Source organism: Sphingomonas changnyeongensis, assembly GCF_009913435.1.
Classification (GTDB): Bacteria; Pseudomonadota; Alphaproteobacteria; order Sphingomonadales; family Sphingomonadaceae; genus Sphingomonas_B; species Sphingomonas_B changnyeongensis.
In genome coordinates this window covers 1,335,975-1,359,511 of record NZ_CP047895.1, presented here as the reverse complement: position 1 = coordinate 1,359,511, position 23,537 = coordinate 1,335,975, and the positions used below count along the sequence as shown (strand labels likewise).

Genomic DNA, 23,537 nt, shown 5'->3' with positions numbered 1-23,537 from the left:
GGTCAGGCTTCCCGCGCGAAATAGGCGTCGCAAAGCCCCTGATCGATCGCGGCGCTCATATGCCGGCGGCCTTGCGCTCGGCGATCATCTGGTCGCTCTGCTCCTTCAGATGCCAGGGCATGTCTTCGAACACGCCCTCGAACATCGTCTCGAACGGCTGGTGCAGGCCATGACCGAGGATGCCGTTCTTCTCGGCCTCTTTCTGCGCGGCCTTCACGGTTTCGGCGCATTCGCGGTCCATCGCCGCATGACGGTCCTCGTCCCATTCGCCAAGGCGGATCAGGTGGTCCTTCAGGCGGCGGACCGGATCGCCCAGCGGCCAGGCATTGGGCTCGCCCGATGAACGATAAGCGCTCGGATCGTCCGAGGTCGAATGCCCTTCGGCGCGGTAGGTGAAATGCTCGATCAGCGTCGGCCCCTGGTTGGTGCGCGCGCGCTCGGCCGCCCACTCGGTCGCCGCATAGACGGCAAGCGCGTCATTGCCGTCGACGCGCAGCCCGGCAATGCCATAGCCGATCGCCCGCGCGGCAAAGGTCGTCGCCTCGGCCCCGGCAAAGCCCGAAAAGCTCGAAATCGCCCACTGATTGTTGACGACATTGAACAGCACCGGCGCGCGGTAGACGGTGGCAAAGGTCAGCGCGGAATGGAAATCGCCCTCGGCGGTCGAGCCTTCGCCGCACCAGGTGGCGGCGATGCGGGTGTCGCCGCGCGCCGCGCTCGCCATCGCCCAGCCCACCGCCTGCGGATATTGCGTCGCAAGGTTGCCGGAGATGGAGAAAAAGCCGGTTTCCTTAGACGAATACATGATCGGCAGCTGCCGGCCCTGCAGCGGATCACCCTTGTTCGAATAGATCTGGTTCATCATCTCGACGAGCGGATAGCCGCGCGAGATCAGGATGCCCTGCTGGCGATAGCTGGGAAAGCACATGTCGTCGCGGTCGAGCGCGAAGGTGGCGGCGACGGCCACCGCCTCTTCGCCCGTGCACTTCATGTAGAAGCTGGTCTTGCCCTGGCGCTGGGCGCGATACATGCGCTCGTCGAACGCGCGGGTGAGCGCCATCGCGCGCAGCATCGCGCGCAGCCGGTCGGGATCAAGCTTGGGATCCCAGGGGCCGACCGCGCGCCCCTCATCGTCGAGCACGCGCACCAGCCCATAGGACAGGTCGTGAATGGCCGAGGGATGCACATCGGTTGCGGGCCGCGGGGCGCTGCCCGCGGCCGGAATCTGAAGGTCGCTGAAATCGGCCTCGTCGCCGGGCCGGTATTTCGGCTCGGGAACGTGCAGCGATAGCGGCGGCAGGTTGGGGCGGTTGCTCATCCTCACTCCACTGGCTGGCCCGGACGGGCCGCGGGCGCTCTTTGCCGCGCTTGTTATAAAATTTCAAAGGCCGATTCGAGTCCCCGGACCGGAAATGGCACAGCTCATCAGAAGTTGTGTTGCGTCAGTGACTTGCCGGACATGCCGGGGAAGGCTTTGCCGGCCCCGCATGGCCGTTCGACCGGCAAAACGGGCGCGAATCGGCGGGGCGCGCGCGACCCTTCGCGGCCCTGGTCCGCTCCGCCTTCCTCACCCGCCGGCAAACGGCCATTCGGGCACCCCCGGCACATCGACGCGGAAGGAGAAGATGCCGCCCGATCCGGGCTCGCCCGCCACATGCGCGCTGGTGACAAAGGCCGTGCACCGGTCTTCGCCGCCAAAGGCGATCATCGTCGGCCGGCTGACCGGCAGCGCCACTTCGGCCAGCAGCGCCCCGGCGGGATCGAGGCACGCCACCCGCCCGCCATCGAACAGCGCCGTCCAGTAGCGCCCGGCTTCGTCGAACGATCCGCCATCGGGCCGGCCATGGCCGTGCGGCCATTGATGCACGATCCGCCGCCCGGTCAGCCGCCCGTCCGCGACGTCATAGGCGCGCAGGCTGTGGCTGGGCGTGTCGGCATGGTGAAAGCGCGCGCCGTCGGGGGTGAAGGCGGCACCGTTGCAGGTCGTCATCCCGGCTTCGATGCAGGTGACGCTGCCGTCCGGATCGAGCCGGTAGAGCGCCGCATCATGGCTGGTCTTGAGCGTATCGACGCTGCCCACCCAGAACCGCCCCGCCGGGTCGGTGCGCCCGTCATTGAAGCGGTAGCCGGGCCGGTCGGCGAGCACCGCCGGCCCGAACGGCCTGGGCGGCGCGTCCCAGCCGTCGATCACCGCAAAGCCGGTGCGCATCGCAAGCACCAGCCCGCCGCCGCGGGTGAAGGCGAAACAGCCGACCGGATCGTCGAAGCGGCGGCATTCATCGATCCCCGTCACCGGATCGAACCGGTGCAGCTCGGCACGGGCGATATCGACCCAGTAGAGCCGCCTTTCGCCGGCGTGCCAGCGCGGCCCCTCCCCCAGCTCCGCACGGGCATCGAGGATCAGATGCGGGAGAATCGGGGAGGGCGGAATCGGCGGGGGCGCATCGGTCATGATCGTGGGGATAGGCCGGGGAGGCGGCCGCGCAAGCCCGGCACACTTCCCCTTGACGGAAACGTCAACTCGCAGTCATGTATGCGCCGAAGACAAAAGAGAGAGAGGATGACCATGCTCGAAACGCTTGGCCGCACCGTCTATACCCCCGATCACGAGGCGTTCCGCGAAACGGTGCGCAGCTTCCTGCACAAGGAAGCGGTGCCCCATATCCAGCGCTGGGACGATCAGGGCATTGTCGACAAGGACATCTGGCCCAAGGCGGGCGAGCTGGGCATGCTGTGCCCGACCGTGCCGACCGAATATGGCGGGCTGGGCCTCGATTTCGGCTACAACGCCATCATCGACGAAGAAGTGGCCTATGCCGGCACCCCGCTCGGCTTCAGCCTGCAGTCGGACATCGTCGTCAATTATCTCGTCTCCTATGGCTCGGAAGAGCAGAAGCGCCACTGGCTGCCCAAGCTCGTGTCGGGCGAGGTCGTGACCGCGATCGCGATGACCGAGCCGGGCACCGGCTCCGACCTGCAGAGCATCCGCACGACCGCGAAGAAGGACGGCAACCACTACGTCATCAACGGGTCAAAGACCTATATCACCAACGGCCAGAACGCCGATCTGGTGCTCGTCTGCTGCAAGACCGACACCGAGGTGCAGCCGGCGTGGAAGGGCGTGTCGATCATCCTCGTCGAGGCGACGCGCGAAGGCTTCAAGCGCGGCCGCAACCTCGACAAGATCGGCCAGGACGCGGCCGACACCTCGGAACTGTTCTTCGAGGATGTCCGCGTGCCGATGACCAACTGCCTGGGCGAGGAAGGCAAGGGCTTCATCTATCTGATGAGCGAGCTGCCGCAGGAGCGGCTGTCGATCGCGATTTCCAGCCACGCCTCGGCGCAGCGCGCGTTCGACGACACCGTCGCCTTCGTCAAGGACCGCAAGGCATTCGGCAAGCCCGTGTTCGATTTCCAGAACACCCGCTTCACCCTTGCCGATCTGAAGTCGAAGCTGCAGGTCGGCTGGGCGCATCTCGACTGGGCGCTCGCCCGTCATCTGAAGCGCCAGCTGACCCCGGAAGAAGGCGCGGCGGCCAAGCTGTTCCACACCGAACTGCAGTGGGAAGTGATGGACAAGTGCCTGCAGCTCCATGGCGGCGCGGGCTATATGAACGAATATCCGATCGCCCGTGCATGGCGCGGTGCGCGCGTCAGCCGCATCTATGGCGGCACCAACGAGATCATGAAGGAACTGATCGGCCGCACGCTCTGAGGAGCGGCCGGGAGTTGTTTGTTCGGGAAGAACGGCACCGGCCCGCTCCCCCACCCGGCCTCCCATAGCGTATCCTGCCGTTGGGAGGCCGGGTGGGGAGCGGGCCGGTGCCGCCGTGCGGCGCAAGCCGCACCACAAACAACTCCCGGTGCCACCCCTGCGCAAGGCATAAGTCCGGCAAACCGGCACGCGCCACCGGCGCACTGGCGGCGGCCTCATCCGGGGGTGCCGTCCACTTCAGGGGGCCGGCCCGTCGGGCACCGGCCCCCGATTTTCATGCAGCGACCGCGATGCGCGCGGCACCGGCCGCCCGGCCAGCGCCTGCCCGCCCGCCCGCGGTCATCAGGCTGAATGCGCCCACCGCCTCGACCAGCCCTTCCAGTTCCTGATTGAGCCCGCGCACGGCGGCCGAGGTCTGCTCGACCATCGCCGCATTCTGCTGCGTCGCCACGTCCATCTCGCCCAGCGAGCCGCTGATCCGGCTGATCGATTCGGCCTGGGACCGGTTCTGCTCGGCGATCGTCGCCAGCAGATCGGCGACCCGGCCGACCCGTTCGGCGATCTGCGCCAGCGCCTCGTCCAGCCCCGACACGGCGGCGGCGGCCGAGTCGATGTCGCTGCGCGTCGAACTCAGCTGTTCGCGCGCGCGCTTCGCCTCCTCCTCCGAACGCATGGCGAGCGTCGAGACGAGATCGGCGACGACGGCAAAGCCGCGCCCCGCCTCCCCCGCCCGGCCCGCCTCCACGGCGGCATTCATCGCCAGAACGCGGGTCTGGAAGGCGATCTTGTCGAGGCCCTCGATCACGCTGTCGATGCCCTGCGCGCTGTTCGACACCCGGTCCATCGCACCGATCGCCGCCCCGGCAGAGCTGCGGCCATGCTCGACACTCGCCATCGCCTGTTCGGCTGAAGACACGCTTTCGGTCGCGGTGCGGGCGGTGGCCTTGATCCGGCTGTCGATATCGGCGGCGGCGGCCCCAGTCTGCTCGATGGCAGCGGCGGTGCGCTCGGCGCGGCGGGCGAGATCGTCGGCAGCCTCGCTGATCTCGCGCGCGCCGATGCGGATCGCCTGCGCACCCGAGGCTGCCCCGCCCAGCGCGGCGTTCAGCCCGGCAAGCGCGCCATTGTAACGCTGGCGCAGCGCTTCGTAACCGGGCGGCAAGGGCTGGTCGATCGGCCGGTCGAGCCGCCCGTCGGCAACATGGCCAAGATGATCCGACAGCAGCGCGACCACCGCCTGCTGGTCGCGCTCCGCCGCATCGCGAGCGGCGGCCAGCCGCGCCTGTTCGGCGCGTGCGGTGCGGAACGCGACCAGCGCGCGCGCCATCGCCCCGATCTCGTCCTGCCGGCCATCATCGGCAATCTCTGCCGACGCCGCGTCATTCCCCGCCGCCAGCCCGTCGATCGCGCCGCGCAGCCGGGCGAGCGGCCCCGAAATATCGCGCCGGACGAACAGGAATGCGAGGCCAAGCGCCACCGCCAGCATCGCCAGCACGCCGATCAACGCGCCGCGCGCACGCCCCGCGGACAGGCCGGCAACGCGCTTCGCCTCGGCATCGGTCTGCTCGACGCGCGCATAGATCATGTCGGACAGCGTCTCGGCAAAGGTCTTGAGCCGCTTGTCGGCGGCGGCCAGTTCAGCCCTTGCGGCATCGGCCTGGCCACCATCGGCGAGCCTCAGCGCGCGCGCCACCGCCGCATGCACGGCCTCATAATCGCGCGCCAGCGCCGCCACACGGTCGGCAAGCGCCGGATCGGCCTCGGCAGCCTCGGCCAGATTCTTCGCGCCGCGCTCATGCGCCTTGTCGAGATCCTTCACCGCATCGGCGGGCGTCGCCGCACCGGCCGCGCGCTTGTAACCGACATAGACCATTTCGATCGCCCGGCGATTGGCGCGGGCCAGATCGGTGCTGGGCGGCAGGCCGTGATGGACCAGCCAGTCATAGCCGCCATTGGCCTCCGCCACCGTGCGCGCGCCGAACAGCGCGGTGCCAAGCGCAAGCAGACCAAATCCGACAAGCAGCAGCCCGATCTTGGCCGACAGGCCAAGGGAACGAAACATCGCCATGCCATTCCCGTTCATGCTGGAGCCGCCGCCCAGCGCGGCGCGCCCGGTCCTGCCCCTGTTATAGGCGGGCGACCGCACGCCCCTTTCAAGGCCGCAAAGAAAAACCGCGCCGGCCCGCGCTGCCGGCGCCACCGTCACGAAACCGCAGCAAAACTGTCATTTTCCGGCCGGTCGAAGACGGTCGCGCCAAGGAAAAATTGGCGTGGAAAGCCCGGCTGCCTATGCCGGCTGCCGGCGATAGATCAGCGTCAGGTTGTTGGCCGGCATGTCGTGGCGGCCGGTGCGCGCAAAGCCGTGTTCGGCGGCCAGCCGGTCGACATCGTCCAGATGACGCAGCCCCCAATCCGGGTTGCGCGCCTTGAGCGACTGGTCAAAGGCAAGGTTTGACGGCGCGGTGTCGATCCCGGCTTCCAGATAGGGGCCGTAGAGGATCAGCGGTGCGCCCGCCGGCAGCAGGCGCGCACAGCCCCGGAACAGGCCGATGGTCGCCGCCCAGGGACTGATATGGACCATGTTGATGCACACACAGGCATCGGCTCCGGGCGCTGAGTGATCATCGGCCCAGTCGGGCGCGGTGACGTCGAGCGCCAGCGGCGGGCGGACATTGGCCAGCCCCGCGCACCATGCGGCGATGGAGGCGCGGGCATCCGGATCGGGGTCGCTGGGCTGGAACACCAGGCCGGGCAGATGGGTGGCGAAATAGCGGGCATGTTCGCCGCTGCCGCTCGCCAGTTCGAGCACGAGGCCCGACGGCGGCAGCACCGGCTGCAGAATGGCCAGGATCGCATCGCGGTTGCGCAGCGTGGCCGGGGCATGGCGCGCGCCCGACGGGTCGGCGGCCAGCTGCCCGGCGGGCGGATCGGGGAGCGGCGCGTCGGCGGTCATCGCGCGAAACTCATCGCCGCCCCCGCCGCCGCGCTGCCGGCTCGCGCAGGCCCAGCCAGACCAGCAGGCCCGCCGGACCGGCCAGAAAGGTCAGCAGCAGCACCGGGGCCTGGGCGATGCGGGCAAAGCCCTTGGCATCGGCATCGCGCGCGATCCACAGCCCGGTGAACAGGTCGAACGCCAGATAATGGGTCCAGCCGATCACGATCCCGCCATCGCTGGCAAACAGCGCCCGCAGCCCGGCGGGCGAATAATCGGTCAGATCGGGACGCGCCGCCCCTGCGACCGGCACCGGATCGGCGAGCCCGGCGAGCACCGCCGCCGCTGCCGCCACATAGACGAGGCAGAGCAGCCCGACGCCCAGATACATGATGAGGGTGAGCGGCAAGGGCCGCCGCGGCGCGAGGATCAGCAGCGCCCAGCCGGCGAGCGCCACGAGGTTGGTCAGCTGAAACAGGCCCTGCCACATGGCCGATGCTGTGGCAGGGTGCGCCGCCCCTGTCGAGGGCGGCGCACCCGGCATAAGCGCAGCGTTATTCGGCCAGCTTTATTCTGCCGCCTGGGCGAGATCGGGATCGCGCCAGGTGAGCACCGGCTTGCGCGCGGCCAGCGTCTCGTCCAGCCGGCGGCGGGGCGCGAAATGCGGCGCCGCCTTCAGCGCCGGATCGCCCGCCTTGGCCCGCGTGACGACATGGCGCAGCGCCCCGACAAAGGCGTCGAGATTGGCCTTGGACTCGGTCTCGGTCGGCTCGACCAGCATCGCCCCGTGCACGACCAGCGGGAAATACATGGTCATCGGGTGATAGCCCTCGTCGATCAGCCCCTTGGCGATGTCGAGCGTGGTGAAGCCATCGGCCAGCCCGTCGTCGGAGAACAGCGCCTCGTGCATGCACGGCCCGCTGGCCGCGAACGGCGCGTCGAGCACGTCTTCAAGGCAGCGCAGCAGATAATTGGCGTTGAGGACGGCATCCTCGCTCACCTGCCGCAGCCCATCGGCCCCGTGGCTGAGCATATAGGCCGCCGCGCGGGTGAACATGCCCATCTGGCCGTGGAACGCGACCATGCGGCCAAAGCTGTCGTCATGCGCCGCGCCACGGTTGAACTCCTCGACCAGCAGATAGCGGTCGCCGTCGCGCTCGACGGTCGGCAGCGGCGCGAACGGTGCCAGCGCCTCGGAAAACACCACCGGCCCCGAACCCGGCCCGCCGCCGCCATGCGGGGTCGAGAAGGTCTTGTGCAGGTTGATGTGCATCGCATCGACGCCCAGATCGCCGGGCCGCACCCGGCCGACGATCGCGTTGAAGTTCGCGCCGTCGCAATAGACGAACCCGCCCACCGCGTGCACGGCATCGGCGATGCGCTTCAGATCGGGCTCGAACAGGCCGCAGGTGTTGGGGTTGGTGATCATCACCGCCGCCACATCCGGCCCCAGCCGCGCGACGAGCGCGTCGAAATCGACCCGCCCGGCCGGCGTCGCCGGGATGTTTTCCACCCGGTAGCCGGCAAAGGCCGCCGTCGCCGGATTGGTGCCATGCGCCGATTCGGGCACCAGCACGACCGAGCGCGCATCGCCGCGCGCCTCGAGCGCCGACCGGATGGCGAGCAGACCGCACAGTTCGCCATGCGCGCCGGCCTTGGGGCTCATCGCCACCGCCGGCATGCCGGTCAGCGTCTTCAGCCAGTGCGCGACCAGATCGATCAGCGCGAGCGCGCCCTGCACCGAGCTGATCGGCTGCAGCGGATGAATGTCGGCAAAGCCCGGCAGCCGGGCCATTTTCTCGTTGAGGCGCGGATTGTGCTTCATCGTGCACGAACCGAGCGGGAAGAAGCCGAGATCGATTCCGTAATTCTGCCGCGACAGGCGAGTGTAATGCCGCACCGTCTCCGGCTCCGACAGGCCGGGCAGGCCGATCGGGCGGTTGCGCTCCAGCCCGCCCAGGCGCGGGCGGACGGCGGCGGGGCCTTCGGGCAGGTCGACGCCGGTCGTGCCTTCATCGCCGATCTCGAAGATCAGCGCTTCCTCAAGCATCAGCGCCCGGTTGCCGGACCAGGTCGCCACTTCGCCCCCTTCGGCCCCCGGCATCTCGGGGCGGGTGACGCGGCCTTCGCGGTTCATGCTCATGCCAATTCCTCCTCAAGCGCGGCGGCCAGCGCCTCGACATCCTCGTCGGTGGTGGTTTCGGTGACGGCGACGACCAGCCCGTTCGCCAGCGCGTCCGCCCCCGGATAGAGCCGGCCGAGCGAGACCCCGGCCAGGATGTTGCGGTCCTCGGCAAAGCGGCGAACAAGCGCCCGCGCCTCGACCGGCAGGATCAGCGTGAACTCGTTGAAGAAGCTGTCGTTGAGCAGCCGCACGCCCGGCACCTTGGCCAGCCGCTCGGCAGCGGCGACGGCGCGGCCATGATTGACCTCAGCCAGCCCGCGCAGCCCCTTTTCGCCGAGCAGGGTCAGATGCACGGAGAAAGCGAGCGCGCACAGGCCCGAGTTGGTGCAGATATTGGACGTCGCCTTTTCGCGGCGGATATGCTGCTCGCGGGTCGACAGGGTCAGCACGAAACCGCGCTTGCCCTCGGCGTCCACCGTTTCGCCGCACAGCCGGCCCGGCATCTGGCGGACGAACTTTTCCTTGCAGGCGAACAGCCCGACATAGGGCCCGCCGAACTGCAGCCCGACGCCCAGCGACTGGCCCTCGCCGACGACGATGTCGGCGCCCATGTCGCCCGGCGCGCGGATCAGGCCGAGCGCGACCGGCTCGGTCACCACCGCGATCAGCAGCGCGCCGGCCTCGTGCGCGCGCGCCGCCAGCGCTTCCAGATTGCCGATGCGGCCGAGAATGTCGGGATACTGGACGACGACGCACGACGTCTCGCCATCGATCGCCGCGGCCAGCGCGTCGAGATCGGTCTCGGCCGCCAGCGTCGGCAGCGCGGTGTGCAGATCGTCGCCGGTAAAGCGCGCCATAGTCTTGGCGACCGACACATAATGCGGATGCAGCCCCGCCGACAGCAGCGCCTTTTTGCGCCGCGTGATGCGGCCGGCCATCGCGATCGCCTCCCAGCAGGCGGTCGAGCCGTCATACATCGACGCATTGGCGACGTCGCAGCCCAGCAGGCGCGCCACCTGGGTCTGGAACTCGAACAGCATCTGCAGCGTGCCCTGCGCGATTTCCGGCTGATAGGGCGTGTAGGCGGTCAGGAACTCGCCGCGCTGGATGATGTGATCGACGCTGGCCGGGACATGATGGCGATAGGCGCCGCAACCGAGGAAGAAGGGCACGTCGCCGGCAACGGTGTTGCGCGCGGCAAGCGCCTTGAGCTGGCGTTCGACCGCCAGTTCCGAGGCATGGTGCGGCAGGCCGGCAATGGGGGCCGACAGGCGCGCCTCGACGGGCACGTCGACAAACAGGTCATCGATCGATTGCGCGCCGATCTGGCGCAGCATCGCTGCACGATCGGCATCGGTCAGGGGAAGGTAGCGCACTGTCTTTACATCCTTTTTCCGTCAATGGGCGGGCATGGCCCGCCCCGGCGGGATCAAAGCGAGGCGATGAAGGCCTGATAGGCGTCGGCGTCCATCAGCCCGCCCAGCTCGGCCGGATCGGCGAGCCGCAGCTTGAAGAACCAGCCTTCGCCCTCGGGCGCGGAGTTGACCAGATCGGGCTGGTCGGCGAGCGCGGCATTGCCCTCGGTCACCTCGCCCGACACCGGCGAATAGACGTCGGACGCGGCCTTCACCGATTCGACGACCGCGGCCTCGCCGCCCGCCTTCACCTGCGCACCGGGGGCCGGCACCTCGACGAACACCACGTCGCCCAGCTGGCCCTGCGCATAATCGGTGATGCCGACCGTCGCCGTGTCGCCATCGACGTCGATCCATTCATGGTCCTTGGTGAAATAGCGGGTCATTTGGCGGCTCCCTTGCGATGATATCTGGTGGGCACGAACGGCATCGGCGCGACGGTGGCGGCAAAGGCGCGGCCGCGCTGGCTGAGCGTGATCGGAGTTCCGGCGGCGGCAAGGCCGGCGGGGACATAGGCCATGGCGATCGGCCGTTCGAGGCTGGGCGAGAAGCCGCCCGACGTCACCCGGCCGATGTCGCGCCCGCCCGCATCGACGACGGTCGCGCCCTCGCGCACCGGCTGGCGCCCGTCGACGAGCAGCCCGACGCGGCGCAGCGGCGCGCCCGCCGGCCATTCGCCGAGCACCCGGTCCGCGCCCATGAACCCGCCCTGTTCGCGCCGGCGCTTGGACAGCGCAAAGCCCAGATCGGCGGCCATCGGCGTCGTCGTCTCGTCAAGGTCATGGCCGTAAAGCGGCAGCCCCGCCTCCAGCCGCAGCGAATCGCGCGCGCCAAGGCCGATCGGCTTCACCTCGGGCTGGTCGCACAGCAGGTCGGCGATCCGCGCCGCATGTTCGGCGGCGACCGAAATCTCGAACCCGTCCTCGCCGGTATAGCCCGAACGGCTGATCCAGGCCGGCACGCCCGCCAGTTCGAACGCGCTCGCTTCCATGAAATAAAGCTGGGCGACCGCCGGCTGGATGCGCGCCAGCGCGTCGACCGCCTTCGGCCCCTGCAGCGCGAGCAGCGCCTGATCGTCCAGATGATTGAGGGTGATGTCGTCGGCCAGATGCTCGCGCAGATGGCCGATATCGTCATATTTGGTCGCGCCGTTGACGACCATGTAGAAATCGTCGGCCCGGCGCGTGACCATCAGATCGTCGAGGATGCCGCCCTCCTCATTGAGCAGCAGCGAATAACGCAGCCGGCCGACGCCCAGTGCCTGCATGTCGCCGGGCAGCAAGGCCTCCAGCGCCTGATCGACACCCTCACCGCTCAGCAGCAGCTGGCCCATATGGCTGACATCGAACAGCCCGGCGCTGCTGCGCGTCCACAGATGTTCAGCGATGATGCCGTCATACTGGATCGGCATGTGATAGCCGGCAAACGGCACCATCCGCGCCCCGCGCGCCCGGTGCCATGCGTCGAGCGGCAGTGCCGCGATCTCCGGCTCGGCATCGTCATGCGCGTGCGGGGTGTCTTGGTTCTGGACGGTAGCATCGCTCACTGGTCGGTCTCCGTGAAAGGACAGCCGAACCCGCCCGGTCAAGGCAGGTTCAAGCCCCCTCTGTCACGGAACCTGAGAGCTTTCGCCGTGCGGCGCGGCCGCAAGGCTTACCCCTTCGGTGGCCACGGCCGGGGCCGGGGCGCTTTCCAGAGTGCCGTCTGTCGATAAGGCCAGCGCGGTCCCACAGCCTGAGAGATTCCGGGGCGGTTGCTCCTTCGGCGTCCCCCGCCCCCGAAGGAACGGAAAAACTCTCCCGCGCGGCCTCCGGCGGATGCCCGCCGACGGCCCGCACGCCTTGGCTGGCGACGCCTGCTGAGTCAACCGCCTGCACGCGGCGGAGGGTGGTTTGTTGCGCGGGGGCGGGGCGGGAAGGTGCCGGCCCACTCCCGGTTGTTTGTGCCGCGCCCTTGGCGCGGGGGCGGCACCGGCCCGCTCCCCCACCCGGCCTCCCAACGGCAGGTTACGCTATGGGAGGCCGGGTGGGGGAGCGGGCCGGTGCCGCGGAATGCGCGACAGCGCATTCCCACACAGCGCTCAACGCGTGACGTTGTAGCGCAGCTGTTCGGGGGTCAGCTGAAATCCGACCAGCAGTTCAAAGCTGGCGCGGGCGACCGCCTGACGGACCAGCGGATCGGCCATCGGGTCGATCGCGGCATCCTGTTCGCCGGCGCGGCGTCGGCGGGTGATGCGGTCGCGCACCTCCTCGGGCAGCACGGCGGCCGAGGCGGCGACCACCGCCTGGCCGCTCGCCGAGGCGGTCGCCCGGTCCTGCCCGTCGGCGAAATCGAGCGTCACGCGGCTGATCCGCTTGGCGACTACGACATTGCCGCCGCGCACCACGGTCGCGAAATAAGGCAGCACGACCTGCCGCGCGCCGCGCGCATCGCTGCGCCGCGCCGACACCTCGAACGTCGCGGTGGCGACGATTTCGGGCCCGGTCTCGTCGCAGACGACGCGCAGATTGGTCATGGTCGCAACCAGATCGATGGCGGCAGCGTCGGGCTGCGCCGCCTGCCCGGCCGCGCCCCGGAACAGGGTGATGTCGCCGGTATAGGCGGGAATGCCGCTCGCGGGACACGGGCTGCGCGCAATGCGCATCCCGCCGGTGGGATCGAGTTCACCGTCGCGCGCACAGGCGGCGAGCGACAGGAAGGACGCGGCGATCAGGACGGACCGAAGGAGCAACGGGTGAAGCCTCGACAAGATGGGGGCGGACCACCTCAAAACGGGCAATCGCCGACAAAGCATAGGAAGGCGCTTCAAGCAGGGCAAGCAATCGCGTAGACAGCAGGCGCTATGGCTGAACGCTCCCCCTCAAGCTCCTGATCGCCGCGCCGCGCGGCTTTTGCGCCGGTGTCGACCGTGCGATCCGCATCGTCGAACTGGCGATCGAGAAACATGGCGCGCCCGTCTATGTGCGGCACGAGATCGTCCACAACAAATATGTCGTCGATTCGCTGAAGGCGAAGGGGGCGGTGTTCGTCGAGGAACTGGACGAGGTGCCGGACGACGCCCATGTCGTGTTTTCCGCGCACGGGGTGCCCAAATCGGTGCCCGCGACCGCCGAGGCGCGCGGCCTTGATTATCTGGACGCCACCTGCCCGCTGGTCAGCAAGGTCCACCGCCAGGCCGAACGGCTGGTCGAGCAGGGCCGCCACATCCTGTTCGTCGGCCACAAGGGCCATCCCGAGGTGATCGGCACCTTCGGCCAGGTGCCCGACGGGCAGATGACGCTGATTGAAAGCGTCGCCGATGCCGAGGCGATCAGCATCGCCGATCCCGCCAACCTCGCCTATCTGACCCAGACCACTTTGTCGGTCGATGACACGGCGGAGATCGTGGCGACGCTCGAACGCCGCTTCCCCGCCATCCAGGGGCCGCGCGGCGAGGATATCTGCTATGCGACGTCGAACCGTCAGGCGGCGGTCAAGGCGATTGCGGCGGCATGCGATTTCATGCTCGTGATCGGCGCGCCCAACAGTTCCAACTCGCTGCGCCTTGTCGAGGTGGCCGAGCGCGAGGGGATCAGCGCGCGGATGATCCAGCGCGCGGCCGAGATTGATTTCGGCTGGCTGGAGGGGGTGCGGACGCTTGGCATCACCGCCGGCGCATCGGCGCCGGAGATTCTGGTGCGCGAGGTGGTGGCCCGGCTGGCGGAACGGTTCGACATCACCGAGGAAGAAGTGACCACGACCACCGAGCGCATGGTGTTCAAGCTGCCCCGGGGGCTGGAAGCGGCCTGAACGCCGCCACGGCCTGGCCTTCAGCCCGCCCGCCCTCATCCCGCGCGACTGCCATCCCATGGCAGCGCGCGGAACGGCATCGCCAACCCCTTATTTACCCGCCGGGCCGATAATCCCTGCCGGGCCATGAAGGGGTAGAGGATGTCCAGACTTCACCGGGCGGCGGTCGCACTTGCCGCACTGACGACACTGCCGGCCGCCGCCGGCGCGGCGACATTCGTGTTCGAACCGGGGGCGGGATCGATCCTGCCGACCGAAACGGTGATGTTCGATTTCAACGACCCGGCCCGGGACGCTCTGGTCACCGGCACGCGCTTCCGGTTCCTGACCGGCACGTCGGGCGATGGCGCGCTGCCGGCGGCGGGGGACAGGTCGCGCTATCTGTCGGTGCTGGCGGGCGGCGAGGCGCGCATCGCCTTTGCCGCGCCGGTGTTCGGCTTCTCGGTCGATCTGGGATCGCTCGACAGCTATAATCTGCTGACGCTGAACTTTGTCGGCGGCGCCACGCAGAGCTTTACCGGCGGACAGCTGGTCGCGCTGCCCGACGGCAATCAGAGTGCGGCGCGCACCAATGGCCGTTTCCGCTTCACCGCCGATCCGGGCCAGCAGATTGCCGGCGTCACCTTCGGATCGGGCGGGAACTCGTTCGAAATCGACCGGCTGGCCGCCGCCCCGGTGCCCGAACCGGCGCTCTGGGCGATGATGGTTGGCGGGTTCGGGCTGCTCGGCGCGATCGTGCGCCGGCGCGGCCGTGCGCGGCAGCACCGGCTGGCCTGATCACGCAGATGGCCTGACCGGCCGGTGTCCGGGCGCGCGCCTTGTCCGGCACGCGCCCCAACCGCTGTCAGCCCATTTTCTTGACCGCGCCGCGATGCGCGCCGACCGGGCCGCGCCGGCCGCGGAACGGGCGCTTCGGCCGGTCGCCCGCCGGGGCCTGGCGCGCCTGTTCGTGGCGGCGCTGCGCGGTCGGCTTGACCGGGGTCTGGGCGGGCTGGGGCAGCGACGCCTTGATCCGGTCAAACCCCTCGGGCAGCGGCAGCGGCGCGAGCGCGATCTTGGTCAGCCGCTCGATCTGGCGCAGCCACTGGCCTTCCTCGCCCGCCTTGTCGACCAGGCTGATCGCCCGCCCTTCCCGGCCCGCGCGCGCGGTGCGGCCGATGCGGTGGACATATTGTTCGGGCACGTTCGGCAGTTCAAAGTTGAACACATGGCTGACGCCCGACACGTCGATGCCGCGCGCGGCGATGTCGGTTGCCACCAGGATCTTGATGTCGCCCTGGCGGAAGGCTTGCAGCGCCTGGGTGCGCTGCGGCTGGCTCTTGTTGCCATGGATTGCCGCACAGCCAATCCCCGCCGCCTGCAGGTGACGGACGACCTTGTCGGCGCCATGCTTGGTGCGGGTGAAGACAAGCGCGCGGTCGATCGGCTCGTCCTTCAGCATCACGGTCAGCAGCGCCTGCTTCTCGCGCTGGCTGACAAAGGTGACGAACTGTTCGACGCGCTCGGCCGTCGAGGCGACGGGCGTCACCGCGACCTTGACCGGATCGGTCAGGAACCGGTCGCCCAGATCGGCGATCGTCTTGGGCATGGTGGCGGAAAAGAACAGATTCTGCCGCCGCGCGGGCAGCAGCTTTTCGATCCGCTTCAGCGCATGGATGAAGCCGAGGTCGAGCATCTGGTCGGCCTCGTCGAGCACGAAGATCTCGACATCGCGCAGGCTGAGCGCGCGCTGGTCGATCAGGTCGAGCAGCCGGCCCGGCGTGGCGACGAGCACGTCGACGCCGGCGCGCAGCTTGTTGACCTGACGGCCGATCGGCACGCCGCCGAACACGGTTTCGACCGACAGGCGCAGGAAGCGGCCATAGGTGCGGAAGGATTCGGCGATCTGCGCAGCGAGCTCGCGCGTCGGCGACAGCACGAGCATCCGGCAGCCCTGCAGCGGCCGGGGCTTGGGATGGCGGGAGAAATAATCGAGGCTCGGCAGGGCGAAGGCCGCGGTCTTGCCGGTGCCGGTCTGGGCGATGCCGCACAGGTCGCGGCCTTCGAGCAGCGCCGGGATCGCCTGACGCTGGATCGGCGTCGGGTCGGCATAGCCCTTGGCGGCCAGCGCCTTCAGGATCGGCTCGGCCAGGCCGAGGTCTTTGAACTGGGTCATGAACGTCTTTCGCAAATGGCGGTGCGCGGCACGCGCAAAAGCACGCCGCGATCGCGGGGGTTTCGACAACCCGCGTGAAAAGGGAAGCCTTGGGGCAAGCGCTGCTGGGACCGGCCGGGCTCGACCAGTGTCGAGCTGTTCACGCTGCCGGTTTGTCGGGGTCAGGCCCCGCGCGCAGCAGCCATATGCGCGCGGATTGCGGCGGAAGCAAGGCGTCGCCGATTTGACCGCCCCCAGCGCGGGCCATTTGCGCTCGCGCCCGGCCGGGCTATCACCCCGGCATGACCAGCATCGCCCGCCCCGACCGCCCCGCCCGCTCCGCCTTCACGCGCCGCGCCGCCGCCGCTTTTGCCCTGGCGTCGCTCGCGCTCTCCGCGCCAGCCCATGCCGGGCTGAGCGCGCCGGAAAAGACCATCGCGGCGACCGTCGATGCCGAATATGAACGCCATGTCGCCCTGCTCGAGCGGCTGGTCAACCAGAACTCCGGCTCGCGCAATCTCGACGGGGTCGACAAGGTCGGGCGGATGATGCGCACGGAGCTCGAATCGCTCGGCTTCACCGTCAAATGGGTGCCGATGGCCGTGGCCGGGCGCGCCGGGCACATCATCGCCACCCACAAGGGTGATGGCCGCGGCCGGCGGATGCTGCTGATCGGCCATCTCGACACGGTGTTCGAACCCGATTCGCCTTTCCAGCGCTTCGTGCGGACCAGGGATGGTGCCACCGACCGCGCCGAGGGGCCGGGCGCGGGCGACGACAAGGGCGGCATGGTGGTGATGGTCGCCGCGCTGCGCGCGATGAAGGCGGCGGGCACGCTCGACCGCGCCGATATCGAAATCGTGCTGACCGGCGACGAGGAGGATGTCGGCGATCCGGTGGCGGTCGCGCGCGCCGATCTGATCGCCGCCGGCCGCCGCGCCGATGTCGCGCTCGATTTCGAAGGGCTGATCGTGATCGACGGCCAGGACTGGGGCTCGATCGCGCGGCGCAGCTCGAACAGCTGGACCGTCAGGGTGAAGGCCAAGGGGGGCCATTCGAGCGGGGTGTTCTCCCCTGCTGCCGGCGACGGCGCGATCTATGCGCTCGCCCGCATCCTGGCCGAGTTCCGCGCCGAGCTGCCCGAACCCAATCTGACCTTCAACACCGGGCTGATCGCGGGCGGCGCGCAGGCGGCGCTGGACAAGGACGGCATCCGCGCGACCGCCGCCGGCAAGACCAACATTATCCCTGAAACAGCGATTGCGCGCGGCGACCTGCGGACCCTGTCCGACGAACAGACCGAGCGGGTGAAGGCGCGGATGCAGGCCATCGTCGCCCGCCCCCGCGCCGGCGCGACCGCCGAGCTGAGCTTTGATCCCGGCGGCTATCCGGCGATGGCGCCGACGCCGGGCAACCGCGCGCTGCTCGCCGCGCTCAACACCGTCAATGCCGATCTGGGGCTGAAGCCGATGCCGGAGCTTGACCCGCTGAAGCGCGGCGCGGGCGACATTTCGTTCGTCGCCGGCATGGTCGACGGGCTGGCGGGGCTGGGCACCGACAGCTGGGGCGATCATGCGCCGGGCGAGACGGTTGATCTGGACAGCATCCGCCGTCAGGCCAAGCGCGCGGCGATCCTGATGACCCGGCTGGCCCGCACGCCGCGCTGAGGATCGGTCGGGGCAGGTGTCCTTTGTTTGCGCGCCTTGCGGCGCAGGGGCGGCACCGGCCCGCTCCCCCACCCGGCCTCCCATAGCGTAACCTGCCGTTGGGAGGCCGGGTGGGGGAGCGGGCCGGTGCCGTTCTTCCCAATCGACAAACTCCCGGTGCCGTTCTTCCCAAACACAAAGACTCTCCCCCGTCAGCCGCACCACAAACAATCCCGCCGTTCCGCGACCCGCATCACCATCTGCGCGGCTTGATCCGCACCCGCTTCGCCCCCACATCGCCGCCATGCTGATCCAGACCGAATCGACCCCCAACCCCGCGACTCTCAAATTCCTGCCCGGCCGCGAGGTGATGGGCATGGGGACGCGCGATTTCGCCACCCCGGAAGAGGCCGAGGCCTCGCCGCTTGCCGCCGCCCTGTTCGCGCTGGGCGATGTGGAGGGGGTGTTTTTCGGCTATGATTTCGTGTCGGTCACGGCCGCGCCCGGTGTCGCCTGGTCGGATCTCAAACCGCAGGTGCTGGGCGTGCTGCTCGATCATTTCGCGGGCAACATGCCGCTGTTCGCAACCGGCTCGGCTGCCGGGATCGAAATCCTCGACGAGGTCGCCGACGACCCCGCCGATGCCGACATCGTCGCCCAGATCCGCGAGCTGATCGAAACCCGCGTCCGCCCGGCGGTCGCCAATGACGGCGGCGACATCGTCTATCGCGGCTTCAACAAGGGCACGGTGTTCCTGAAGATGCAGGGCGCCTGTTCGGGCTGCCCGTCGTCGAGCGCGACGCTCAAGCACGGGATCGAGAGCCTGCTCAAACATTATGTCCCCGAAGTGACCGCCGTTCAGGCGGTCTGAGGGGATGGATCACGCACATGGGGGGACCGAAGTGATGGGCGAATTGCCGCAGCAGGCGCTCGACCAGCTGTTTTTCAGCGCGCGCAGCTATAACGGCTATCTGGACAAGCCGGTGCCGCAGGCGACGCTTGAACGGATCTGGGAGCTGATGAAGATGGGGCCGACCTCGGCCAACATCCTGCCCGCCCGGATCATCTGGTGCACCAGCGACGCGGCGAAGCAGAAGCTCGCCGCCTGTGCGAGCGCGCAGAACCAGCCCAAGATCCTGAGCGCGCCGGTGACCGTGATCATCGGCATGGACCTGGATTTCCCGGAAACGGTGCCCGAACTCTTCCCGCACAATCCAGGCGCGAAGGACTGGTTTGCCGACCCGGTGGCGCGCGAGACCGCCGCGTTCCGCAATTCCTCGCTGCAGGGCGGCTATTTCATCCTCGCCGCCCGCGCCGTGGGGCTGGACACCGGGCCGATGTCGGGGTTCGACAATCAGGCGGTCGATGCGGCGTTTTTCGCCGGCACGGCGATCCGGTCGAACTTCATCTCCACGCTCGGGCATGGCGATCCGGCGAGCATCTTCCCGCGCCTGCCCCGGCCGGGCTTTGACCGCTTCAACACCATCGTCTGACCGGCAGATGGCGGACGGAGCGCGGCATGGCCGGCGGCTGGCGATCGAAACCGCGACCGACAACTGTTCGGTCGCGCTGTTCGAGGGCGACCGGCTGATCGGCCATTGCCACGAGGCGGTCGGGCGCGGCCATGCCGAACGGCTGGTGCCGATGATCGCCGCCCTGCCCGACCGCGGCCGCGCCGATCTGGTGAGCGTCGATTGCGGGCCGGGCAGCTTTACCGGCATCCGCGTCGGGCTGGCGGCGGCGCGGGCGCTGGGCCTGGCCTGGGGCGTGCCGGTGCAGGGGTTTTCCTCGCTTGCCCTGCTTGCCGCGCGCGCGCACCACGAACTCGGCCTGGCCGGCGAGGTGGCGGTTGCAATCATCGGCGGACATGGCGAGTATTTCGTCCAGTCGTTCGCGGGGCCATGCATGGATCCGATCACCGATTTGGCATCCCTGCCGCCCGCCGAAGCGGCGCTGGCCTGTGGCGGCCGGCCGCTGATCGGATCGGGTGCCGCCGCGCTGGCCGCTGCCGGCGCGACCGGGGCGGTCCACCCGCTTGCCACCGATGCACGCTGGGCGATCGCGATTTCAGGGCCGCTCGCCAACCTGCCCCCCGTCCCCGTCTATGGCCGCGCGCCCGATGCGCGCCCGGCCGCCGCGTGACCGGACTGACCACCGGCGCGGCGATTTCGGCCGGCAGCGCGCGCGACCTGGGCGACGTGATGGTCGCGATGACCGATGCCTTCGATCCCCGATTCGGCGAGGCGTGGACCGAGGCGCAGTGCGGCGGGATCCTGGGCATGCCGGGTAGCCATCTGCTCGTCGCGCGCGACGGCGACCGCCCGACCGGCTTTGCCATGCTGCGCACCATCGCCGACGAGACCGAGCTGCTGCTGATCGCGGTGCGCGCCGGGGACCAGCGACGGGGCATCGGCCGGGCGCTGCTGGCGCGCGTCATCGATCTTGCCCGCAGCCAGGGCGCGCGCGCGCTGCACCTTGAGGTGCGCGACGGCAATGGCGCGGCCTGGCTCTACCGCGAGGCGGGCTTTGTGCAGGTGGGCCGGCGGCGGCAATATTATCGCGGCCGCGACGGCGAGAGTTTCGACGCGCTGACCTTCCGCCTGCGCCTTGGCTGACGTCAGGTCACCAAGATCATTGCATCAGCACGGCGCAGACTGATCGATTTCCGCTTGAAATATAGCCGCAGCCCCACCAGTTTGCGCGCGCAAGCCGAAGCAAATCCACCGATCCGGGAAAGTCGCGCCATCATGTCCGATCACGCCACCTCGCAGAACGACTTGATCGCGCTGACCGCCGATATCGTCGCTGCACATGTCAGCAACAATATGCTGTCGGTTAACGAGGTGTCCACCTTGATTGCCGAAGTGCATGGCGCACTTTCGGCGCTGGCAAATCCCGCGCCCAGCGCCGAACCGCGCCCCGAACCGCCGGTGTCGATCCGGGCGTCGGTCAAGCCCGACTATCTGATCTGTCTTGAGGACGGCAAGAAGCTCAAGATGCTCAAGCGTCATCTGATGACGCATTATGGCATGACGCCCGACGACTATCGGGCGAAATGGAACCTGCCCGCCGATTATCCGATGGTCGCGCCCAATTATGCCGATCAGCGCCGTTCGCTCGCCAAGCAGATCGGGCTGGGCAAGCGCCCGCGCCAGCGCTGAACGCCGGCGTTTTCGCCAGCCGACATGCCGGCTGGCGGGCGGCGGCGAATCGCGTTAGACGGCGGCCATGCCTCGCAAGATCGATGTTGAAGCGCTGTGCGCCGAAAAGGGACTTCGCATCACCGACCAGCGGCGCGTGATCGCGCGCGTGCTGTCGGAGGCGGACGATCATCCCGATGTCGAAAAGGTCCATGCCCGGGCCGCGGCGATCGATCCGGGCATTTCGATCGCGACCGTCTACCGCACGGTCCGGCTGTTCGAGGAAGCCGGCATTCTGGAACGCCATGATTTCGGCGATGGCCGCGCCCGTTACGAAGCCGCGCCCGACGCGCATCACGACCATCTGATCGACGTCGAATCCGGCGAGGTGATCGAGTTTGTCGATCCCGAGCTGGAACTGCTCCAGCGCCAGATCGCCGAAAAGCTCGGCTACCGGCTCGTCGACCACCGGATGGAGCTTTATGGCGTCTCGATCGCGCGCCCCAAAAGCTGATCCACGCCGGCGCGCGCCCGCCGCCGGCCCACGTCGCCGCGAACATGCGCGCTGACACGCTCGGCACAATGCGGGCGGTCGCGCGGCTGATCGCGCTGGTGCTTGCCTGCACGGCCTGTGTCGCCGCCCATGGCGCGAGCCGCGCGCTCGGCCGGCGTTCGGCCTGGCCGCGCCGCTTTCTGGCGGTGGTCGCCGCGATCTGCGGCGTCCGGGTCGAACGACGCGGCCAGCCGCTTGACCGCGACGTGCTGTTCGTCGCCAACCATCTGAGCTGGCTCGACATTCCGATCATCGCCGGGGCGACCGGCACCGCCTTTGTGGCGATGGACGGGCTCAGGTCCTGGCCGCTGATCGGCTGGCTCGCCGCACTCAACAACACGGTATTCGTCGATCGCGGCAACCGGCTGGGCGTGCACGGACAGGTCGGCGCGGTGCGCGCGGCGCTCGCCCGCCATCAGGCGATCGCCATCTTTCCCGAAGGCACGACCAGCGACGGGGTGACGCTGCTGCCGTTCAAGCCGGCGCTGCTCGAAGTCGTCGCACCCCCGCCGCGCGCGATCCGCGTCCAGCCGCTGTTCCTCGATTATGGCGCGGCGCGGCATCTGGCCTGGGTGGGCGACGAACCGGCCCCCGCCAATGCCTGGCGCGTGCTGACCCGGCCCGGGCGCTTCACCGTGCGACTGTCATGCCTCAATCCGTTCGACCCGGCAGACCTTCCCGACCGCAAGGCGGTGGCGACCGAGGCGCGGCGGCGGATCCTGGCGGCTTCCGCCCACGCCCTCGCGCCTGTATAGGCCCGGCGATCATGACCAGGCCCACCCCGTCCACCTACCGCGTCAAATCCTTTGGCTGCCAGATGAACGTCTATGACGGCGAGCGCATGGCCGAGATGCTGGCCGCGCGCGGCCTGACCGCGGCGGCCGAGGGCGAGGATGCCGATCTGGTCGTCCTCAACACCTGCCACATCCGTGAAAAGGCGTCGGAAAAAGTCTATTCGGAGGTCGGCCGCCTGCGCCGCGAGGATGGCAGCCGCCCGCTGGTCGCGGTCGCCGGCTGCGTCGCCCAGGCCGAGGGCGAGGAGATTCGCCGCCGCACGCGCGACGTGGATATCGTCGTCGGCCCGCAGGCCTATCACCGCCTGCCCGGCCTGATCGACACGGCGGTCGCCGGCGGCCATGCCGTCGACACCGACATGCCGGCCGATTCGAAGTTCGGCGCCCTGCCCGGCCGTGCGCGCCGCGCCGCCCCCAGCGCCTTTCTGACCGTGCAGGAAGGCTGCGACAAATTCTGCACCTATTGCGTCGTACCCTATACGCGCGGCGCCGAAGTGTCGCGCCCCTGGGGCCAGATCATGGACGAAGCGCGGGCGCTGGTCGATGCCGGCGCGCGCGAGATCACGCTCCTGGGCCAGAACGTCAATGCCTGGGCGCATGACGGGCGCTATCTGCACGACCTGATCGAGGCGATGGCCGGCCTGTCGGGGCTGGCGCGCATCCGCTACACGACCAGCCACCCCAATGACATGCATGACGGGCTGATCGCGGCGCACCGCGACATCGACAAGCTGATGCCCTTCCTGCATCTGCCCGTGCAGTCGGGCAGCGACCGCATCCTGAAGGCGATGAACCGCAGCCACGACGCCGACAGCTATTTACGGCTGATCGACCGGGTGCGCGCCGCCCGCCCCGACATTGCGATTTCGGGCGATTACATCGTCGGCTTCCCCGGCGAAACCGATGCCGATTTCGACGCGACGCTCAAGGTCGTCGAACGCATCGGCCATGCGCAGGCGTTTTCGTTCAAATATTCGCCGCGCCCCGGCACCCCGGCCGCAACCATGGACGGCCAGGTCGAGGCGCAGGTGATGGATGAACGGCTGAAGCGGCTGCAGGCGCTGATCGGCCAGCAGCAGCATGCGTTCAACCTGGCAAGCGTCGGCCGCGACACGACCGTGCTGCTCGAACGCGCCGGCCGCCATCCCGGCCAGCTGATCGGCAAATCGCCCTGGCTGCAATCGGTGGTTGTCGAACAGGGCGCGATCGGCGACCTTGTGGATGTGCGGATCAGCGCGGCGGGGCCGAACAGCCTGTCGGGCGTGATCGCGCAGAAGGAGGCCGCTTGACCGCA

The 23,537-nt window shown here is 69.0% G+C and carries 24 protein-coding genes and 2 riboswitches; of the genes, 12 read left to right on the top strand and 12 right to left on the bottom strand.

What is annotated here, in order from left to right; all coding sequences use genetic code 11:
- Positions 1 to 55 precede the first annotated feature (55 nt).
- A complete protein-coding gene (locus tag GVO57_RS06710; protein WP_160592508.1) occupies positions 56 to 1,318 on the bottom strand; it encodes a 3-methyl-2-oxobutanoate dehydrogenase (2-methylpropanoyl-transferring) subunit alpha in 1,263 nt (420 codons plus the stop codon).
- Between the two features lie 249 nt (positions 1,319 to 1,567).
- Positions 1,568 to 2,452 carry an SMP-30/gluconolactonase/LRE family protein gene (locus GVO57_RS06705; RefSeq protein ID WP_160592507.1) on the bottom strand — a complete coding sequence of 295 codons (885 nt, stop codon included), beginning with the start codon at positions 2,450 to 2,452 and terminating at the stop codon, positions 1,568 to 1,570.
- A 114-nt stretch (positions 2,453 to 2,566) separates the two neighbouring features.
- On the opposite strand from GVO57_RS06705, the gene GVO57_RS06700 reads away from it, so the two are divergent.
- Positions 2,567 to 3,715, top strand: coding sequence for an acyl-CoA dehydrogenase family protein (locus GVO57_RS06700; RefSeq protein WP_407695726.1), 1,149 nt, complete (start codon positions 2,567 to 2,569; stop codon positions 3,713 to 3,715).
- 274 nt (positions 3,716 to 3,989) lie between these two features.
- On the opposite strand, the gene GVO57_RS06695 is transcribed toward GVO57_RS06700, so the two are convergent.
- The 9 genes from GVO57_RS06695 to GVO57_RS14910 form a co-directional block, all read right to left on the bottom strand.
- Positions 3,990 to 5,783, bottom strand: coding sequence for a methyl-accepting chemotaxis protein (locus GVO57_RS06695; RefSeq protein WP_160592505.1), 1,794 nt, complete (start codon positions 5,781 to 5,783; stop codon positions 3,990 to 3,992).
- A gap of 219 nt (positions 5,784 to 6,002) precedes the next feature.
- Positions 6,003 to 6,668, bottom strand: coding sequence for a DUF938 domain-containing protein (locus GVO57_RS06690; RefSeq protein ID WP_160592504.1), 666 nt, complete (start codon positions 6,666 to 6,668; stop codon positions 6,003 to 6,005).
- Between the two features lie 10 nt (positions 6,669 to 6,678).
- The gene (locus GVO57_RS06685; RefSeq protein WP_160592503.1) at positions 6,679 to 7,137 is read right to left on the bottom strand and encodes an ABA4-like family protein; all 459 of its coding nucleotides are present in this window, start codon (positions 7,135 to 7,137) and stop codon (positions 6,679 to 6,681) included.
- Between the two features lie 78 nt (positions 7,138 to 7,215).
- On the bottom strand, positions 7,216 to 8,790 hold the full coding sequence (gcvPB, locus tag GVO57_RS06680) for an aminomethyl-transferring glycine dehydrogenase subunit GcvPB (RefSeq protein ID WP_160592502.1): 1,575 nt from the start codon (positions 8,788 to 8,790) through the stop codon (positions 7,216 to 7,218).
- A complete protein-coding gene (gene gcvPA, locus GVO57_RS06675; RefSeq protein ID WP_160592501.1) occupies positions 8,787 to 10,148 on the bottom strand; it encodes an aminomethyl-transferring glycine dehydrogenase subunit GcvPA in 1,362 nt (453 codons plus the stop codon). Before gcvPA ends, gcvPB begins: the two co-directional genes overlap by 4 nt.
- Before the next feature lie 53 nt (positions 10,149 to 10,201).
- A complete protein-coding gene (gene gcvH, locus GVO57_RS06670; protein WP_160592500.1) occupies positions 10,202 to 10,573 on the bottom strand; it encodes a glycine cleavage system protein GcvH in 372 nt (123 codons plus the stop codon).
- Complete coding sequence (gene gcvT / locus GVO57_RS06665) at positions 10,570 to 11,733, bottom strand: glycine cleavage system aminomethyltransferase GcvT (protein WP_407695716.1); 1,164 nt, start codon at positions 11,731 to 11,733, stop codon at positions 10,570 to 10,572. The genes gcvH and gcvT overlap by 4 nt, the downstream gene beginning before the upstream one ends.
- A 50-nt stretch (positions 11,734 to 11,783) precedes the next feature.
- Positions 11,784 to 11,893, bottom strand: a riboswitch (glycine riboswitch).
- A 6-nt stretch (positions 11,894 to 11,899) separates the two neighbouring features.
- A riboswitch (glycine riboswitch) is annotated at positions 11,900 to 11,999 on the bottom strand.
- Positions 12,000 to 12,267: 268 nt separating this feature from the next.
- Positions 12,268 to 12,918, bottom strand: a complete 651-nt coding sequence (locus GVO57_RS06660) for a hypothetical protein (RefSeq protein WP_160592499.1) — start codon at positions 12,916 to 12,918, stop codon at positions 12,268 to 12,270.
- Between the two features lie 74 nt (positions 12,919 to 12,992).
- Entirely contained in the window at positions 12,993 to 13,169 is a 177-nt protein-coding gene (locus GVO57_RS14910; protein ID WP_233281516.1) for a hypothetical protein, read from the bottom strand.
- On the opposite strand from GVO57_RS14910, the gene ispH reads away from it, so the two are divergent.
- Entirely contained in the window at positions 13,101 to 13,976 is an 876-nt protein-coding gene (gene ispH, locus GVO57_RS06655; RefSeq protein ID WP_233281547.1) for a 4-hydroxy-3-methylbut-2-enyl diphosphate reductase, read from the top strand. The two genes, GVO57_RS14910 and ispH, sit on opposite strands and share 69 nt — an antisense overlap.
- Positions 13,977 to 14,117: 141 nt before the next feature.
- Complete coding sequence (locus GVO57_RS06650; RefSeq protein ID WP_160592498.1) at positions 14,118 to 14,753, top strand: Npun_F0296 family exosortase-dependent surface protein; 636 nt, start codon at positions 14,118 to 14,120, stop codon at positions 14,751 to 14,753.
- 67 nt (positions 14,754 to 14,820) lie between these two features.
- Here the strand turns inward: GVO57_RS06650 and GVO57_RS06645 are convergent, their stop codons facing one another.
- On the bottom strand, positions 14,821 to 16,131 hold the full coding sequence (locus GVO57_RS06645; RefSeq protein WP_160592497.1) for a DEAD/DEAH box helicase: 1,311 nt from the start codon (positions 16,129 to 16,131) through the stop codon (positions 14,821 to 14,823).
- 281 nt (positions 16,132 to 16,412) lie between these two features.
- Here GVO57_RS06645 and GVO57_RS06640 point away from each other — a divergent pair, with 281 nt between their 5' ends.
- The 9 genes from GVO57_RS06640 (at position 16,413) to miaB (ending at position 23,532) form a co-directional block, all read left to right on the top strand.
- Positions 16,413 to 17,777: a M20/M25/M40 family metallo-hydrolase gene (locus tag GVO57_RS06640; RefSeq protein ID WP_160592496.1), complete on the top strand. Its 1,365-nt coding sequence runs from the start codon at positions 16,413 to 16,415 to the stop codon at positions 17,775 to 17,777.
- A gap of 283 nt (positions 17,778 to 18,060) precedes the next feature.
- Positions 18,061 to 18,627 carry a NifU family protein gene (locus GVO57_RS06635; protein WP_160592495.1) on the top strand — a complete coding sequence of 189 codons (567 nt, stop codon included), beginning with the start codon at positions 18,061 to 18,063 and terminating at the stop codon, positions 18,625 to 18,627.
- A gap of 34 nt (positions 18,628 to 18,661) precedes the next feature.
- Positions 18,662 to 19,249, top strand: a complete 588-nt coding sequence (locus GVO57_RS06630) for a malonic semialdehyde reductase (RefSeq protein WP_160592494.1) — start codon at positions 18,662 to 18,664, stop codon at positions 19,247 to 19,249.
- Positions 19,250 to 19,256: 7 nt separating this feature from the next.
- Positions 19,257 to 19,898 carry a tRNA (adenosine(37)-N6)-threonylcarbamoyltransferase complex dimerization subunit type 1 TsaB gene (gene tsaB / locus GVO57_RS06625; protein ID WP_160592493.1) on the top strand — a complete coding sequence of 214 codons (642 nt, stop codon included), beginning with the start codon at positions 19,257 to 19,259 and terminating at the stop codon, positions 19,896 to 19,898.
- The gene (locus GVO57_RS06620; protein ID WP_233281515.1) at positions 19,895 to 20,371 is read left to right on the top strand and encodes a GNAT family N-acetyltransferase; all 477 of its coding nucleotides are present in this window, start codon (positions 19,895 to 19,897) and stop codon (positions 20,369 to 20,371) included. The genes tsaB and GVO57_RS06620 overlap by 4 nt, the downstream gene beginning before the upstream one ends.
- 132 nt (positions 20,372 to 20,503) lie before the next feature.
- On the top strand, positions 20,504 to 20,917 hold the full coding sequence (locus GVO57_RS06615) for a MucR family transcriptional regulator (protein WP_160592492.1): 414 nt from the start codon (positions 20,504 to 20,506) through the stop codon (positions 20,915 to 20,917).
- A gap of 67 nt (positions 20,918 to 20,984) precedes the next feature.
- Positions 20,985 to 21,410, top strand: a complete 426-nt coding sequence (locus GVO57_RS06610) for a Fur family transcriptional regulator (protein WP_160592491.1) — start codon at positions 20,985 to 20,987, stop codon at positions 21,408 to 21,410.
- Between the two features lie 44 nt (positions 21,411 to 21,454).
- Positions 21,455 to 22,204, top strand: coding sequence for a lysophospholipid acyltransferase family protein (locus GVO57_RS06605; RefSeq protein WP_160592490.1), 750 nt, complete (start codon positions 21,455 to 21,457; stop codon positions 22,202 to 22,204).
- A gap of 11 nt (positions 22,205 to 22,215) precedes the next feature.
- Positions 22,216 to 23,532, top strand: a complete 1,317-nt coding sequence (miaB, locus tag GVO57_RS06600; protein WP_160592489.1) for a tRNA (N6-isopentenyl adenosine(37)-C2)-methylthiotransferase MiaB — start codon at positions 22,216 to 22,218, stop codon at positions 23,530 to 23,532.
- The last annotated feature ends 5 nt before the right edge of the window (positions 23,533 to 23,537 follow it).

Excerpts from the sequence above, each read along its gene's own strand:
- GVO57_RS06605 (WP_160592490.1), top strand. The coding sequence starts at position 21,455 with ATGCGCGCTGACACGCTCGGCACAATGCGGGCGGTCGCGCGGCTGATC.
- GVO57_RS06615 (WP_160592492.1), top strand. The coding sequence starts at position 20,504 with ATGTCCGATCACGCCACCTCGCAGAACGACTTGATCGCGCTGACCGCC.
- GVO57_RS06710 (WP_160592508.1), bottom strand. The coding sequence starts at position 1,318 with ATGAGCAACCGCCCCAACCTGCCGCCGCTATCGCTGCACGTTCCCGAG.
- GVO57_RS06685 (WP_160592503.1), bottom strand. The coding sequence starts at position 7,137 with ATGTGGCAGGGCCTGTTTCAGCTGACCAACCTCGTGGCGCTCGCCGGC.
- GVO57_RS06650 (WP_160592498.1), top strand. The coding sequence starts at position 14,118 with ATGTCCAGACTTCACCGGGCGGCGGTCGCACTTGCCGCACTGACGACA.
- GVO57_RS06690 (WP_160592504.1), bottom strand. The coding sequence starts at position 6,668 with ATGACCGCCGACGCGCCGCTCCCCGATCCGCCCGCCGGGCAGCTGGCC.
- GVO57_RS06700 (WP_407695726.1), top strand. The coding sequence starts at position 2,567 with ATGCTCGAAACGCTTGGCCGCACCGTCTATACCCCCGATCACGAGGCG.
- GVO57_RS06705 (WP_160592507.1), bottom strand. The coding sequence starts at position 2,452 with ATGACCGATGCGCCCCCGCCGATTCCGCCCTCCCCGATTCTCCCGCAT.
- tsaB (WP_160592493.1), top strand. The coding sequence starts at position 19,257 with ATGGCGGACGGAGCGCGGCATGGCCGGCGGCTGGCGATCGAAACCGCG.
- gcvH (WP_160592500.1), bottom strand. The coding sequence starts at position 10,573 with ATGACCCGCTATTTCACCAAGGACCATGAATGGATCGACGTCGATGGC.
- miaB (WP_160592489.1), top strand. The coding sequence starts at position 22,216 with ATGACCAGGCCCACCCCGTCCACCTACCGCGTCAAATCCTTTGGCTGC.
- GVO57_RS06635 (WP_160592495.1), top strand. The coding sequence starts at position 18,061 with ATGCTGATCCAGACCGAATCGACCCCCAACCCCGCGACTCTCAAATTC.
- GVO57_RS06610 (WP_160592491.1), top strand. The coding sequence starts at position 20,985 with ATGCCTCGCAAGATCGATGTTGAAGCGCTGTGCGCCGAAAAGGGACTT.
- GVO57_RS06695 (WP_160592505.1), bottom strand. The coding sequence starts at position 5,783 with ATGGCGATGTTTCGTTCCCTTGGCCTGTCGGCCAAGATCGGGCTGCTG.
- GVO57_RS06640 (WP_160592496.1), top strand. The coding sequence starts at position 16,413 with ATGACCAGCATCGCCCGCCCCGACCGCCCCGCCCGCTCCGCCTTCACG.
- GVO57_RS06630 (WP_160592494.1), top strand. The coding sequence starts at position 18,662 with ATGGGCGAATTGCCGCAGCAGGCGCTCGACCAGCTGTTTTTCAGCGCG.
- GVO57_RS06645 (WP_160592497.1), bottom strand. The coding sequence starts at position 16,131 with ATGACCCAGTTCAAAGACCTCGGCCTGGCCGAGCCGATCCTGAAGGCG.
- gcvPB (WP_160592502.1), bottom strand. The coding sequence starts at position 8,790 with ATGAGCATGAACCGCGAAGGCCGCGTCACCCGCCCCGAGATGCCGGGG.